15 protein-coding genes and 1 pseudogene are annotated in these 15,399 nt (G+C 52.0%); all 16 read right to left on the minus strand.

From position 1 onward, the window contains the following. Positions 1–715, minus strand: a pseudogene (locus BGL48_RS16305) (hypothetical protein); the annotation flags it as partial. Further along, positions 702–1,484: a ParA family protein gene (locus tag BGL48_RS13630; RefSeq protein WP_069363177.1), complete on the minus strand. Its 783-nt coding sequence runs from the start codon at positions 1,482–1,484 to the stop codon at positions 702–704. The pseudogene BGL48_RS16305 and the gene BGL48_RS13630, both read right to left, overlap by 14 nt. Positions 1,485–1,494: 10 nt before the next feature. Next, the gene (locus tag BGL48_RS13635) at positions 1,495–2,631 is read right to left on the minus strand and encodes a protein-glutamate methylesterase/protein-glutamine glutaminase (RefSeq protein WP_069363178.1); all 1,137 of its coding nucleotides are present in this window, start codon (positions 2,629–2,631) and stop codon (positions 1,495–1,497) included. Positions 2,632–2,649: 18 nt separating this feature from the next. Beyond that, a complete protein-coding gene (locus BGL48_RS13640; RefSeq protein WP_069363179.1) occupies positions 2,650–4,911 on the minus strand; it encodes a chemotaxis protein CheA in 2,262 nt (753 codons plus the stop codon). 9 nt (positions 4,912–4,920) lie between these two features. Beyond that, entirely contained in the window at positions 4,921–5,655 is a 735-nt protein-coding gene (locus BGL48_RS13645) for a protein phosphatase CheZ (protein WP_069363180.1), read from the minus strand. A gap of 30 nt (positions 5,656–5,685) precedes the next feature. Then, positions 5,686–6,054 carry a chemotaxis response regulator CheY gene (gene cheY, locus BGL48_RS13650; RefSeq protein WP_046074931.1) on the minus strand — a complete coding sequence of 123 codons (369 nt, stop codon included), beginning with the start codon at positions 6,052–6,054 and terminating at the stop codon, positions 5,686–5,688. A 55-nt stretch (positions 6,055–6,109) separates the two neighbouring features. After that, positions 6,110–6,835 carry an RNA polymerase sigma factor FliA gene (locus BGL48_RS13655; protein WP_069363181.1) on the minus strand — a complete coding sequence of 242 codons (726 nt, stop codon included), beginning with the start codon at positions 6,833–6,835 and terminating at the stop codon, positions 6,110–6,112. After that, on the minus strand, positions 6,828–7,715 hold the full coding sequence (locus BGL48_RS13660; protein WP_069363182.1) for a MinD/ParA family protein: 888 nt from the start codon (positions 7,713–7,715) through the stop codon (positions 6,828–6,830). The genes BGL48_RS13655 and BGL48_RS13660 overlap by 8 nt, the downstream gene beginning before the upstream one ends. Further along, entirely contained in the window at positions 7,708–9,222 is a 1,515-nt protein-coding gene (flhF, locus tag BGL48_RS13665) for a flagellar biosynthesis protein FlhF (RefSeq protein ID WP_369801980.1), read from the minus strand. The genes BGL48_RS13660 and flhF overlap by 8 nt, the downstream gene beginning before the upstream one ends. Before the next feature lie 55 nt (positions 9,223–9,277). Further along, positions 9,278–11,383, minus strand: coding sequence for a flagellar biosynthesis protein FlhA (gene flhA, locus BGL48_RS13670; RefSeq protein WP_069363184.1), 2,106 nt, complete (start codon positions 11,381–11,383; stop codon positions 9,278–9,280). Positions 11,384–11,534: 151 nt separating this feature from the next. Then, complete coding sequence (flhB, locus tag BGL48_RS13675) at positions 11,535–12,671, minus strand: flagellar biosynthesis protein FlhB (protein ID WP_069363185.1); 1,137 nt, start codon at positions 12,669–12,671, stop codon at positions 11,535–11,537. Positions 12,672–12,675: 4 nt separating this feature from the next. Beyond that, positions 12,676–13,458, minus strand: a complete 783-nt coding sequence (gene fliR, locus BGL48_RS13680) for a flagellar biosynthetic protein FliR (RefSeq protein WP_069363186.1) — start codon at positions 13,456–13,458, stop codon at positions 12,676–12,678. An 11-nt stretch (positions 13,459–13,469) separates the two neighbouring features. Next, a complete protein-coding gene (fliQ, locus tag BGL48_RS13685; protein ID WP_046074938.1) occupies positions 13,470–13,739 on the minus strand; it encodes a flagellar biosynthesis protein FliQ in 270 nt (89 codons plus the stop codon). An 11-nt stretch (positions 13,740–13,750) separates the two neighbouring features. After that, positions 13,751–14,590: a flagellar type III secretion system pore protein FliP gene (fliP, locus tag BGL48_RS13690; RefSeq protein ID WP_069363187.1), complete on the minus strand. Its 840-nt coding sequence runs from the start codon at positions 14,588–14,590 to the stop codon at positions 13,751–13,753. Continuing rightward, a complete protein-coding gene (gene fliO / locus BGL48_RS13695; RefSeq protein WP_158020729.1) occupies positions 14,587–14,970 on the minus strand; it encodes a flagellar biosynthetic protein FliO in 384 nt (127 codons plus the stop codon). The genes fliP and fliO overlap by 4 nt, the downstream gene beginning before the upstream one ends. A gap of 8 nt (positions 14,971–14,978) precedes the next feature. Continuing rightward, positions 14,979–15,377 (minus strand): flagellar motor switch protein FliN, encoded by a 399-nt coding sequence (fliN, locus tag BGL48_RS13700; RefSeq protein WP_046074940.1) that lies wholly within the window; start codon positions 15,375–15,377, stop codon positions 14,979–14,981. Positions 15,378–15,399: the final 22 nt, after the last annotated feature.

Raw genomic sequence — 15,399 nt, forward strand, 5'->3', positions numbered from 1 at the left:
TTGTTAGGCGGGTGTAGTGCGTCTCTGTCGTGCGTTTTGGCTTGTGCCTGTTCTTGGTTCTGCTCTTCTGGTGCCGTTGCTCTACAACGGCCTCAGGATCAAGTTCGGTTACGGCTTGTTCTGCTTCTACCGCGACATCGACGTACGCCTCGGTCTCGGTCTCGGTCTCGGTCTCGGTCTCGGTCTCGGTCTCGGTCTCGGTCTCGGTCTCGGTCTCGGTCTCGGTCTCGGTCTCGGTCTCGGTCTCGGTAAGAGTTTCTACCTCTGGGACCGCCTCGTCTACCTCAACCTGCTCCTCAGCATCCAGGCCCCAATCTGCCAGGGTATAGGTTTCAGTGGTTGGCTCCTGTGCTTGATCCACAACCTGCTCGGCCGTCTCTTGGCCAACGTCTTCCTGGGTCTGAGTGGCTGTTTTCGCTTCCAGCTCCGCCTCTTCATCCACTTTCAGTTGCGCAAGCAACCGCTCGACTTCCGCCAAGTCACGTTCCGGCTCAGCATACGCGACCGGCTCAGGTGTTCCCGCGTCCATAACAGGCTGTGGCTGCAGCTGCGGCGCCTGCTCATCAAGGTACGATGCAGACGACACCTGCGGTTTATCGCGCTCAGGCTCTCCAAGCTGCTCGCTTGGTTGTGCCACTTCGCCTAAATCATCCAGCAGAGCCTCAAAGTAATCGTCGAGCGCTTGACCACTGGATAGGGCGTTATGCTTGTTCATCCTGCTCCAGTCGCTCCAAATAGGTTAATAGAGTTTTGTAGGCAAACACACCGCGGCAATTTTTCGCGTAGAATGACGCGGGCATATGCTTTAAGCTCGCATCCCGAAACTTGGTGTCGATGGGCACGGCTGACGCCCATACCTGGTCGCTATAGCGAATTTTAAGCTCCTGCAGCGTTTCCAACGATGCCCGCGTACGCTTGTCATACATGGTTGGAATGATAGTAAGATTAAAGTCGGCGCTACGAGACTTTTGCATGATCTGTAACGTGCGCATCATACGCTCTAACCCTTTCATCGCCAAAAACTCGGTCTGAACCGGGATCAGCACACGGTGGCTGGCCGCTAGGGCATTGACCATCATCACGCCCAAAATCGGTGGGCAGTCGATCAACACATAGTCATAATCATCGGCCAACGCATCCAGCGCTTTTTTCAATACCAGCCCCATGCCACCCCGGTTGCCCATTACACGGTCCAAGGTTGCCAGCGACATATGCGCGGGAATTAAGTCCATGTTTTCAAACTGCGTTTTGACGATAAGTGGCTGCACCGTCTCTTTATTGACGGTCTGTAATTGAAACAAATCAAATAAGCTAGCGGGTAACTGCTCTGAATCAAAGTTCAAATAGGTCGAGAGCGAGGCGTGTGGATCCGTATCCACCAGCAGGACACGTTTCTTACGCTCACTGATCAATCCTGCCAATGTCACCGTGGTGGTTGTCTTACCAACACCGCCCTTTTGGTTGGCGATACTCCAGACTATCAAGCCCCACTCCTTATTTTAAATTTAGCTCAACCAATATGCGTTCAGCGATCCTCTCCAGCGGTAAGTCTTCCGACGATATCCCCGCTTTCGCCACGGCTTGCGGCATGCCATAAACCACGCAGCTTTCCTCATCTTGGGCCCAGATAGTGGCACCGGCGCTTTTTAGCATCCGCGCCCCTTCTCGGCCATCCGCTCCCATCCCCGTTAACACCATGGACAAGACTTTATCGCCATATATTTTGGCGGCAGAGCCAAAGGTCACATCAACACAGGGTTTGTAATTCATTCGCTCGCCGCCATCTAAAATTTTTAGGCGTGCGGCCCCCGGCCTGCCATCAATCATCATCTGCATCCCACCTGGCGCCAAGTACGCGTGCCCGGGTTTGAGGGTGTCACCATCTTTCGCTTCAACGACCGTAATTTTGCTCAGCCCATTGAGGCGCTGTGCAAATGCCGATGTAAATGTTGCCGGCATGTGTTGAATCAAAATAATCGGCAGCGGAAAGTTAGCGGGCAATTTGGTGAGTACTTTTTGCAGCGCAACAGGCCCCCCAGTCGACGTGCCAATTGCCATCACTTGGTAACGTTTCCCTGTCGCGGTAAATCGCGCTGGCGCCTTGGACGACGAACTCGTCCCCACCGCGGGGCGTGACGCTGGGCGCGCGGGCGTACGTACACCGCCCGCTGGCGACGCTGTTTGCCCAGTACCGCTAGTGGACGCTGGACGTGTGGCGCGTCGAAGTACCGGCCGTTTACGCGCAATTTCGAGTACACGCTGTTGCAGTAAACTGGTCGCTTCTTCGCGGTTACGAGCAATATCCTCGAACTTTTTAGGAAGAAAGTCGAGCGCGCCGGCCTCAAGCGCATCCAACGTGGCTTTCGCCCCGTCATGCGTCAGCGATGAAAACATTAGAATCGGTGTTGGCGTTTGCGCCATGATTTGACGCACCGCCGAGATACCATCGAGTACTGGCATCTCCACATCCATAGTGACAACATCTGGCTTCAGTTGCGCGGTTTTTTCTACAGCCTCTTTACCATTTACCGCGCTATCAATGACCTCCATTCTCGGGTCGGCATTGATGATTTCACTCACGCGGCGACGGAAGAAGCTGGAGTCATCTACCACCAATACTTTTACTGCCATGGGCGTCCTTTTCTCAAATTAACCTGCGTAGTGTTTCAACAGGTTGGGCACATCCAGAATTAATGCAATATGGCCATCACTGGTGATGGTGGCCCCTGCCATTCCGGGTGTTCCTTGAAGTAGTTCGTCAAGCGGCTTGATGACCACTTCCTCTTGACCAAACAAGGTGTCTACTACAAACGCGATGCGTTGATGCGCGATTTGCACGATCACCACGTGGCCTTTGGTTTTATCGATATCGGTTGCGCTTCTGCACAGCCAATCTTGCAAGAAAAAAATCGGGATGGCTTTGTCTCGAACAATCAAGGTAAGCTGTCCATCCACCGTGTTGGTTTTGGACATGTCCAAGCTGATAATTTCACTGACATTCGACAGCGGGAAGGCAAACGGATTTTCACCAACGCCTACCATCAAGGTTGGCAATATTGCCAGCGTCAATGGCACCTTGATTTCCAGGACTGTCCCTCGACCTAACTCAGAGTCGATATTAATGGAACCGTTGAGCTTGGTGATGCCAGTTTTAACCACATCCATCCCCACACCCCGACCAGAGATATCAGAGACTTCTGTCTTGGTCGAGAACCCGGGCGCAAAAATCAGGTTGTAGGCTTCATTATTGGTGAGGCGTGCCGCCGCTTCTGCATCAAGTACACCGCGCTCAACCGCGATACTCTTTAACTTCTCAGCATCCATGCCTCCCCCATCATCAGCGATGGTGAGAAGAATATGGTCCCCTTCCTGCGACGCTTTTAGGGTGATAGTACCGACTCGAGGTTTGCCTGCTTTCTCGCGTTCATCAGGCATTTCAATACCGTGATCCACCGAGTTACGTACTAAGTGGACCATAGGATCCGCTAGGGCCTCGACCAGGTTTTTATCCAGGTCGGTCTCTTCGCCCTGCATTTCCAAGACAATTTCTTTTTTCAAGCTACGCGATAAATCACGCACCACTCGGGGAAAGCGGCCAAATACTTTTTTGATTGGCTGCATACGCGTTTTCATCACCGCGCCTTGCAAGTCGGCGGTGACCACGTCTAGGTTGGTGACCGCTTTGGCCATGCTTTCATCGTTACTGCTTTGGCCCAGACTCACTAAGCGGTTACGCACCAATACCAATTCACCGACCATATTCATAATGCCGTCAAGCGTGGAGGTATTGACTCGCACGGTTTGCTCTTGCTGAGGCGCGGCTGGTGGCTTTTTCTCTGGCGCTTTTTCTGCCGCCGCAGGGGCTTTGCCGCCCGCGCCTGCACTTTTCGGTGTGCTTTCTTTGGCTGGTTCTGGCTTGCTCGCTTTTTTAGCTGGGGCGGCAGGTTCAGGTTTAGGCTCAGGCTTAGCTTGCGCATCTACCTTGTCGGCATCCGCTTTCGCTTTATCCGCTTCAGCGGCGGGCCCTTTGCCTTTACCATGCAAATCATCCAAGAGCTTTTCGAACTCGTCATCATCAATCAGCTCATCACTACCTGACTGTGATGCCGACGTTGACGCATCAGACGCCGCGGGGGCCGCGGGGGCCGATTCCTCTCCCTCACTTGGCGAGGCAGCAGGCCCTTTACCTGCACCGTGCAAGTCATCTAGCAGCTTTTCGAACTCATCGTCGGTAATATCGCCGCTGTCAGCCTCGGTACTTTCTACCACTTCAGGCTTTTCTGATGATTGGGTGTCAGACGCTGTGGGGGCTTTTCCCTCACCATGGAGCTGATCGAGCAGTTTGTCGAATTCATCTTGGGTGATCTCATCCACGGAGTCGCCACTGATCGCACCGTCATCCTGACTCGCTGCGTCACTGGCGGGCGTCTCAGGTTCTGGCTCGGGATCGGGTTCAGGGGCCGGTTCTGGCTCAGGATCGGGTTCAGGGGCTGACGCTTCTGCCGCCGCTTCATCTTCACTGGCAGGCTTGGCATAGCGGTGAAGTGCTTCGAGCAAGGCACCATCGGCTGGCACAGGCTCTTCGCGATTTTGTACCGCAGCGAATTGATCATTCACGGTATCCAGTGCCTGCAAAATGGTATCCATCACATCCGATGTCAACTCACGTCCGTGATTACGCAAGTTATCAAAGACGTTTTCAGCACCGTGGCACGTATCGACCAACGCATTTAAGCCAAGAAAGCCCGCGCCACCTTTTACGGTGTGGAAGCCGCGAAAAATACTGTTTAGTAAGTCTGCGTCATCAGGGGCACGCTCCAAATCGACCAGCTGCTCAGACATCTGCTCGAGGATCTCTCCCGCTTCAATCAAAAAGTCCTGAAGGATTTCTTCATCCATCTCAAAGCTCATAGCGCACCTCTAAAAACCCAAACTCGATAATAAATCGTCAACATCATCTTGGCTGTGAACCACGTCATCGCGCTCTTCAGGGTGAATCACAGGACCCTCAGGGGCTGACTTATCGGTGGTATCATCTGCTTTTTTCGCCGATGCTGCGTCAATCGCAGCGCTCTCCATGCCAAAGGCCGTCAGTATTTCAACCAGCTGTTGCTCAACTTCTTGCACCAATTCAATCACGCGCCGAATCACTTGGCCGGTTAAGTCTTGAAAGTCTTGTGCCATGAGGATTTCAGTCAGGTGCGCGTGCAATTCCGTCGCGCCCCCTTCTACTTGGGTCAAGAGTTCGTCAATGTTGTGGCACAATGACTTGAACTCATCCAAGGCAATCTCACCGCGCATCAGGCTGTTCCAGTTGGGACGAACGGCTTGCAAGTTGTCTTGTAGCTCGCTCGCGATTGGCATGGTTCGTTCAACCGAATCCATGGTTTTGTTGGCGGCCAATTCGGTTTTCTGCATGACATACGTGAGCCTGTCGCGAGCGTCAGGGATATCCACGTTGGCCAAATCACTCACTCTAGGATCCAAACGAAAGTCAGTAATCGAGTCATGTAATTGGCGGGTGAGCTTTCCCACTTCATTAAACAGTGGGTCACGCGCTTCTTTCGCTATCTCGGTAAGAAGCGTATTAGCGTTATCTTGCTCTCCGTTTTCAAGATACGCGACCAATTGTTTCGCTTGGTCCAGATTGATCATGGCGGTTCCTTCTTACTGTGCGCTTACTGTTTACATACGCTCGAAAATTTTGTCGAGCTTCTCTTTCAACGTAGCGGCAGTAAAAGGTTTAACAATGTAACCATTCACCCCTGCTTGCGCGGCTTCTACAATCTGCTCGCGCTTCGCCTCAGCGGTGATCATCAATACAGGCAGGTGCTTAAGATCGCCGTCTTTACGGATTTCTTTAAGCAAATCGATCCCCTGCATACCAGGCATATTCCAATCGGTCACGACAAAATCAATACCGCCTTTTTTGAGGATTGGCAGCGCGGTTAAGCCGTCATCCGCTTCAACGGTATTGTTGAAACCTAAGTCACGAAGAAGATTCTTTACGATACGGCGCATTGTTGAAAAATCATCAACAACGAGAATTTTCATGTTTTTATCCAAGGTTGCCTCCGGTGAGGTCTCGTTTTATTGTCGAAACAGTTACTTACTCACTATGCCAAGCGGATAGCTTAGCTCTCAAACGTTGCGTAGCCTGACTTTGAATCTGACAGACCCGGGATTCGCTGACCCCTATCACTGCGCCTATCTCTTTGAGGTTTAATTCCTCATCATAATAAAGAGATAGCACTAGTGCCTCTCTTTCAGGAAGACTTTTGATCGCCGCCGCTAATGCAGCTTTGAAACTGTCTTCCGCAACACCCTGAAAGGGAGTGTTGTCGTTACGATGGCTCTCTGTTGTGAATGCATCTTCAGAGACGCCCAGATCATCCATCCCGATCAAACGCCCACAGTTTACATCGTTAAGCGCCTGATGATACTGCTCTAAGCTCATATCAAGCTTTTCAGCCACCTCCACGTCGGTTGGATCCCGACCTAACGCTTTTTCTAGTGATGCGATGGCATCACTGATTGAACGACTCGCCTTGTGGACAGACCGTGGCACCCAGTCACCGCGGCGCATATCATCCAGCATAGCACCGCGAATTCGAATACCGGCATAAGTTTCAAAACTCGCCCCTTTAGAAGGGTCATAATTTTGCTGTGCCTCAAGGAGGCCGACCATACCAGCTTGGATCAAATCTTCTACTTGAACACTCGGTGGCAAGCGCCCCATCAAGTGATGCGCGATGCGCTTGACCAAACTCGAATAACGCTCAAGTACCGCTTGGCGATCTGCCCCTGTGCGGCTATACGTGAGCGCTCTATTCACGAATTAACTCTCCTGCGTCATCATTTTTGATCAGCAACCGCTCAACAAAAAACTCCAGATGGCCTCCCGGATTTCGCGGCACCGGCCAAGTCAGCGCTTTGTTCGCCAACGCACTCATCGCCAATGATGCGGGCGAGCGAGGAAATGCGTCAATGACAACTTTTTGTTTTCTCACTGCTTGCCTCACCCTTTCGTCAACGGGAACACATGCTACTAATTCTAGATTAGCATTGAGAAACCTTTCAGTGACTCGCGTTAATTTTGTGAACAAGTCTCGTCCTTCACGGTAGCTTCTGACCATATTTGCAACAACTTTAAAGCGTGTCACACCATGCTCACGGCTGAGTACTTTAATCAATGCATACGCATCAGTAATTGATGTAGGTTCATCACAGACCACAATGACGACATCTTGTGCGGCGCGCGAAAAGCTCAGTACCATGTCTGAAATCCCCGCGGCAGTATCCACTAAGAGTACATCAACCTCTTCTTCGAGTGTACCAAAAGCGCGAATTAAACCAGCATGTTGCGCCGGTGTTAGCTCTGTCATACCTTGAAGACCAGACGATGCAGGTACGATTTTCATACCGTGAGGACCTTCGAGAATAATATCTTTCAGATCACAGACGCCTTGAAGCACATGAGACAGATTCTTACCCGCTCTTAGGCCAAGTAACACATCCACATTGGCGAGACCAAGGTCGGCATCTAGCACCATGACCTTTTTACCTTGGCGGGCCATAGACGCGGCCATTCCCAGTGTGACATTGGTTTTCCCTACGCCACCTTTTCCCCCGGTTACGGTAATAACCTTGGTGCGTGACGGATTGGTTAAACGGCGCAGGCCGCTTGCTTGATCTTGCATGCTTGTCTCAATCATAAAAGTCCGCCCCATTCGACTCTGGGACATCACTGTTCCAGAAGTGACTGTGCTGATCCGCACCTGATTCCAACATGTCGCTGGCTTTTGCAACCAGGAACTGTCCCGTGGCTTGGCGGATATCTTCCGGCACACGTTGCCCGTCGGCTAAATAGGCCACAGGCAGGGCATTTTCGATGGTGACACACAACAGTTCACCGAGGCTGAGCGATTCATCGAGTTTGGTCAGAACACATCCCGATAACGGGATACGGCGAAAATGTTCAATGGTTTCTTGTAAAACGCGGCGTTGTGACGTCGCCGGTAACACCAGCAGGCTACGGATATGGGAGCCACTGTTTTGCATCAGGGTATCGAGCTGTTCCGACAAGCGAAGATCACGCTGCCCCATTCCAGCGGTATCTAGCAATATCAAGCGTCTATGACGCAGCTGATAAAGGATGTCGGCAAGTTCATCAGCATCTTTAGCCACTTTAACAGGACAGCCAAGGATACGGCCGTATGTGGCTAACTGCTCATGGGCACCGATACGGAATGTGTCTGTGGTCACCAAGGCAATATCTTCAGGGCCAAACTCCATCGCGGCTCGCGCCGCCAGCTTGGCAATCGTGGTGGTTTTTCCTACCCCAGTCGGACCCAGCAGTGCAATCACCCCGCCAGTTTCTAGCATATTCTCATCAACCGTGATCACCTGATCCGCCACTAGGTCAAGGAGCGCTTGCCACGCCTCATTCGGTGGTGTCTCTTCTGGAATATAACAGGCCAATTGATCCGCTAGCTCGGACGAGAGTCCCATGCGCTCTAGGCGTTTGATGAGCATGGCGCGCAGCGGCTCTCGCCGCTCTACCTCTTGCCACATCAGCCCCGACAATTGATGCTCTAACAGGCTTCTAATGGAGGCCATTTCTTGACGCATTGCATCAATTTCTTGATGCGAAGCCTGAGATTGACGCCCCTCAAACCGAGAGGGATCAAGCTTCGGTTTTGGTGGAGAAGCGGCCCCGCCGTTGGGTTTGGTGGTGGTATTTTGCCAGTCCGAGCGGTTGTTGCTTTTTAGCTGGCGACGCGGCTCATAACCGCGCCCTAGCGCGGCAGGCCGGTCGTCAGCCCCTGATGGCGATGAGCGCCGTGCTGGCTGCTTTTGTTGACGTTGTAGCAAGGCGCTCAGCGAGTCAGCTTCTGTTTCTGGTTCGGCTGGCTGAGATTGTTCACGGTACTCGTCCAGCATCGCGGAAAAGCGAGGTGGGCGCTTAGTATGACTGTTTTGACGACTACCTGCCTGTTGCCGTTGACGCAGTTGCACTTGATCATCCGCCAGTTGGCGGTGCGCCTGAGAATAAGCCTGAGCAGATTGTTGCTGCGCGTTTGGGGCGGGCTTATCAGGCATTGGCTCTGTATCCGCATCAACCGCCGCGACAATTTCTACGCCGCCAGTCACTTTTTTGTTAGACATGATCACCGCATCAGCGCCAAGTTCTTCTTTCACTTGGCTTAATGCTGCTCTCATATCCTTTGCAAAAAAACGTTTTATTTTCAAAGCACTGCCCTACTCATAAACGATGTTAATTGTTGCCAACTGCATTGACGATACGAATTTGTTTTTCATCAGGCACTTCTTGATAAGACAAGACGCGTAGCGTCGGTATTGTGTTTTTGACAAATTTCGCCAATGTCGCTCTTAGCACGCCAGACGTTAGCAATACCGCCGGCTCGCCTTGCAACTCTTGCTGCTGTGTCGCGTCAGCCAATGAGGATTGCAATCGCTCAGCCAAACCCGGCTCAATCCCGGTCGACTCGCCACCCGATGCCTGCATGGTTTTATGCAACATCTGTTCCAGTTCAGGAACAAGGGTGATCACTGGCAGTTCAGGGGCGCTGCCATTGATTTCTTGAACGATCAGACGACGCAGTGCAATCCTGACCGCAGCGGTTAAAATGTCAGGATCTTGACTCTTGCCGGTGTACTCGGCCATGGTTTGCACGATGGTGCGAATATCACGGATAGGGATCGCTTCACTGAGCAAGTTCTGCAGCACTTTGACTAACACACTGAGCGGGATTTGATCCGGGATCAGTCCTTCAACCAAGCGCGGTACCTGCTTACCTAACATATCCACCAAGTTTTGCGCTTCCTCGTGACCCAATAAACGCTCGGCGTTGTTAGTCAGCATCTGGCTAAGGTGAGTGGCCAACACAGTGGCAGAGTCAACCACGGTATAACCAAGTGCTTGCGCATGCTCTCGTTGGCTGGGTTCAATCCAAACCGCCTCAAGGCCGAAAGCCGGATCTTGGGTGGGCTCTCCGTCGATAGGGCCAAACACTTGACCTGGGTTGATCGCAAGTTCATGTTGAGGGTGGACGTCGGCCTCTCCAACCGCGACCCCCATTAAGGTGATGCGATAGTTATGGGGTGGCAGCTCAAGGTTGTCGCGAATGTGTACGGGGGGGATCAAAAAACCAAAATCTTGCGACAGTTTTTTGCGTACACCTTTGACTCGGTCGAGCAGCTCGCCGCCCTGATCACGATCGACCATGGCAATCAGACGATATCCTACCTCTAGCCCGATAACATCCACCGGCTGCACATCGTCCCACGATAGCTCTTTCGGCGTGGCGGGAGCGGCCTCAGGAAGATCGGTTTGCTCCGGTGCTTGTTGCGCTTTTTGATATTGTTTGTATTTCCAGTACGCTAAGCCACCACAAATCACTGCCAGCAGTAAGAAAGGCAAATGCGGCATGCCCGGCACCAACCCCATCACCGTCAAAATACCGGTGGCAATCATCAACGCACGCGGATTATCAAACAGCTGGAACACCACCTGCTGTCCCATGTCTTCTTCGGTGTTTTGTCGCGTCACCATAATGGCGGCGCCTATCGACAGCAGCAAAGACGGTATTTGTGCAACCAGACCATCACCAATGGTCAATAAGGTATAGACTTCTAGTGCTTCGGAAAACCCTAAGTCATGCTGCCCCATCCCGATCGACAAACCACCCACAATGTTGATGAAAAGGATCAAAATACCGGCGATGGCATCGCCTTTGACGAATTTAGACGCACCATCCATCGAGCCGTAGAAATCCGCTTCTTGCGTGACTTCTTGGCGTCGTGACCGGGCTTGCTCTTGGTCGATGAGCCCCGCGTTTAAGTCGGCATCAATCGCCATTTGTTTACCTGGCAATGCATCCAAGGTAAAACGCGCGGTCACCTCTGAAATCCGGCCCGCACCTTTAGTGACGACCATGAAGTTAATGATCATCAAGATAAGAAAGACCACCAAACCCACGGCATAGTTACCGCCAATGACCACCGAGCCAAAGGCACCAATCACTTGGCCTGCTGCATCCGGGCCCTCGTGCCCATAAAGCAAAACCACACGCGTGGAAGCAACGTTAAGAGCCAGCCGCATTAACGTTGCGATCAGCAGCACCGCCGGGAAAGCCGCAAATTCAAGTGGACGCCGTGTATAAATGGTAACCAGCAGTACCACCAGCGACAATGCAATGTTAAACGAGAACATTAAATCGAGCAGCATTGGCGGGACAGGAAGCACCACCATCGCTAAGGTCGCTAATACCAGTGCTGGCGCACCGATAGCCGGCATCGCTCCTAACCTGTGGTAAGGCACTTTGTCAGAAAATGGCAATCGCCAGTTGGCTTTTAACATGTTAAGCGTTCAAATCCATGATTGGTGAACGCGGGCCTGGTGCCGCGTATACTCAAAACGGGAATGCAGAGGAAGCAAGTTTTACGCCAAAAAAAGCTCGTAAAGTGTCAGCATTTTGGCACTGCGCTGACATTGTCGCGCTCGGCGACGCTTAGTCATGTTGTAAATCGGTAGGGATAGGTAAATAAGCGTCATCAGGACGCGTGGGCCGTCGACCTCGTCCTTTTTTGTATTGCTTTAACTGGAAGACATACGCAAGAACCTGAGCGACGGCGGTAAACAAACCGTCAGGGATCTGTTGCTCAAGCTCCGTGCTAAAATACAATGCCCGCGCCAGCGGGGGAGCAGGAACGATGGCAATATCATATTCAGCGGCAATTTCTCGTATTTTCAATGCGGTAAAGTCGGATCCTTTGGCGATCACCACGGGCGCGCTATCCATATCACTGTTGTAGCGCAACGCCACGGAATAATGTTCAGGGTTAGTGACCACCACATCCGCTTGGGGCACGTCAGCCATCATTCGGCGCTGGGCCATTTCCCGCTGCAACATGCGAATTCGCCCTTTCACTTCTGGGCTGCCCTCGGTTTCTTTATGCTCGTCTTTGACCTCCTGTTTGGTCATTTTGAGCTGCTCATTGTGTTGCCAAATTTGAAATGGCACATCGATGACTACCACAACCAACAGGGAGCAGCACACCAACAGAACGAAGTTAAGTAATATATCGAGCGCGTGATAGAGGTTGCTGGGGAAGGTATCAATGGTCAGCTCGAAGAAGTCCTCTAGGTTGATATAAACCAAGTATGCGGCCACACCCGCCACCAACACGACTTTGAGAACCGACTTCAATAACTCGACCAATCCCTGGGTACCAAACATGCGTTTAAAGCCAGAAAGCGGACTCATTTTCGACAGTTTAGGCCGTGCAGCCTCCCACGAGAAACTCACCCCACCGAGCCCGGCCGCCCCTACGAGGCCGGAGATAAAGAGCACAATCAAGATCAGCCCAAGTGGCAGAATCAAATGCAGTAGCTCACCGACCACCACCAGCATCAGCTCTGAGCTGTCAAAGATCTCGGCGCGTGACAAAGAGAATAGGCGCGTCATTAATGCCATCAAGGCTTCGCCCAGCGCTTGTCCGAACCACATCAAACTGATGGCACCAACGACCAATACGGAAACCGAAGCCAGTTCTCTTGAGCGCGGTACTTGGCCCTTTTCCCGCGCCTGCTCCTGCCTTCGGGGTGTGGCGTCTTCTGTTCTTTCCTGACCTTCGCTCTCTGCCATGCCTCTACTCGCAATTAATTCGAATTAGCGAACAAACTTGGTTTAACCCTGTTTCCCAATGATTGTTGTAGTGCGTCAGCATACCGAACAGCAGATACCAGCTGATCAGCAGCCCCATCAACAATGCAAAAGCGAAGCCAAGAGAGAAAATATTCAACTGCGGCGCGGCGCGCGTCATCACACCAAATGACAAGTTGACCACTAGCAAGGCGATAACGCCTGCTAGGGAAATACTGAGGGCAACTTTAAACATGATCCCGAACCACTGCGCCAAACTGCGGTAGTCGGCAGCACCAATCATCTCGCCAATCGGTAAGGTATCAAAGCTCATCACCACTAGGTTAAGCATTTTTAAATGCCCATCCGTGGCGAGAAACAACATCACCGCCAAAAATAAGTAAAACTGCCCCAGCAAGGGGGTATTCTGGCCATTGGCCGGATCGACCATGGACGCAAAACCCAAGCTCGATTGCATCCCCAAAATCTGTCCCAACACCACAAAGGTTTGCGTAATAAATTGGGTGACCATCCCCATCGCCACACCAATTACCACTTGCTGCGTGAGCACGGTAAAACCGGCGAAGGAGACCAGCTCGATATTCTCGGGGACGGCCGGTAACGCGGGCATCACCGCGAAGGTAATCGCCAGTGACAGGTAGAGACGGATCCTCACTGGCACAAATCGCGCGCCAAAGAAAGTCATCGCCATCATCATCGAAGAGATACGGGTAAAGGGCCAAAAGTAGTTAGCCATCCAAGACAGGAGCACTGAGGCTGGATATTCCATGGCTTGCCTCGTCAGTAAAGGATGTTGGGGATGTGATCAATCAAGCGATAGAAATACTCCATCAACATCCGCGTCATCCAGTGGCCAAAGAACATTAAGGCAATAAAGGTGGCGATCAAACGTGGCAAAAAGCTCAATGTTTGCTCGTTAATTGAGGTCGCGGCTTGAAAGATGGCCACGATAAGACCCACCAACAAGCCGGGTACTACAATGGCTGAAACCAGTAGCAACACCAGATAGAGCGCATCTTGGAAAAGCTCGACAAACGCTTCTGGGGCCATCGCTGCCTCCTTTAGCCGAAACTGGCTGCCAAGGTGGAGAGGATAAGATTCCACCCATCAACCAAGACAAAAAGCATTAACTTGAAGGGTAATGACACTATCATGGGCGATAGCATCATCATACCCATCGCCATCAAGACTGATGCCACCACCAAGTCAATCACCAAAAATGGCAAGAACAACATAAAGCCAATTTGGAACGCGGTTTTCAGCTCTGACGTCACAAACGCAGGGATCAGCACCGTCATCGGGACTTGCTCAGGCTCATCCACTTGCGCCCCCGACATATTGACGAAGGTTTCCAAATCTTTCACTCGCGTTTGCCGAAGCATAAACTCACGCAGCGGCACTTGTACCCGATCAAACGCTTCTCGCGCAGTGACTTGTTCATTGATATAGGGCTGAATCGCTTCTGTATTCATTCGGTCAATCACCGGTGACATGATAAACAAGGTCAAAAACATCGCGATGCCAATAATCACTTGGTTAGATGGCGTTTGCTGTAACCCCATGGCTTGACGCAAAATCGCCATCACCACCACAATCCGGGTAAACGACGTCATTAAAATGACAACCGCTGGCAAAAAGCCCAACGCGGTCATGATTGCCAGAATTTGTAACGTGACCGAGTAGTCTTCACTGCCATCCGGGTTGACACGCATGGTCACCGCCGGGATCCCACCGCCCGTATTACGGCCCACTTCTAAACGTGCCGCTTCACCGCTTTCGCTAATCGATTCGGTGGTGATGCTTTCTTGTGCTGGCGTCGCTTCTTGTTCGGCAACAGCAAACGGCGTAAATAAGGTGGCTGCCACCCACACCCAAGCGGCCAATAACATTCGTATCGTCATTTTCGATTCAACAGTTGGCTTAGCTGATTGGCAAAGCGAGAAGGCTTATCTGACGCTGGCGTCGCAGTTGGAATGGGGTTATCCAGTGTTTTTAACACGTTCACGCTGTTTGCTGTCACGCCGACAACCAACTGCTCACCGTGGATATCAACCACCAAAATGCGCTCCTTTTGACCCACTGCCAATTGGCTAACGATCGTGATGCCATCACTTTGCTGTGCCAGCCCCGGCACTTTTAACCGTCGCAGCAACCAGGCCAGAGCAAAGATAAGCCCTAGCACTAATCCTAGCGACAACAGCATTGTCACTATACTGACCTCGGGCGCCGCCGCCCAAACAGGCATGGGCACCAGGAGTAGACCCCAAATGCGTCGGTTCACCGTCATCCCTATCGTAGTTTCTTAATCCGCTCAGTTTGGCTAATCACATCTGTGAGGCGGATACCAAACTTGTCGTTTACGACCACCACTTCGCCATGAGCAATCAAGGTGCCGTTCACCAGCACATCGAGCGACTCCCCAGCTAACCTATCTAACTCCACCACCGAGCCTTGGTTGAGCTGAAGCAAGTTACGGATGTTAATTTGCGTATGCCCCACTTCCATGGAAATGGTCACTGGAATATCGAGGATCGCGTCCAGTTTCCGCTGTTCATCCGCCCCCATTTTTTGCTCGCTGTCATCAGTGAGCTCTTCAAGTGGGGCCGCTTGCACATCATCTGAGCCCTCGGCGTCAGATTGCTCAGCCAGGGCTGCAGCCCAATCATCGTCTACATCATTTTGATCCATGACGTCTCACCCTTGTTTACTG

The sequence above is a fragment of the Salinivibrio sp. SS3 genome (assembly GCF_001722105.1).
GTDB classification, from domain to species: domain Bacteria; phylum Pseudomonadota; class Gammaproteobacteria; order Enterobacterales; family Vibrionaceae; genus Salinivibrio; species Salinivibrio kushneri.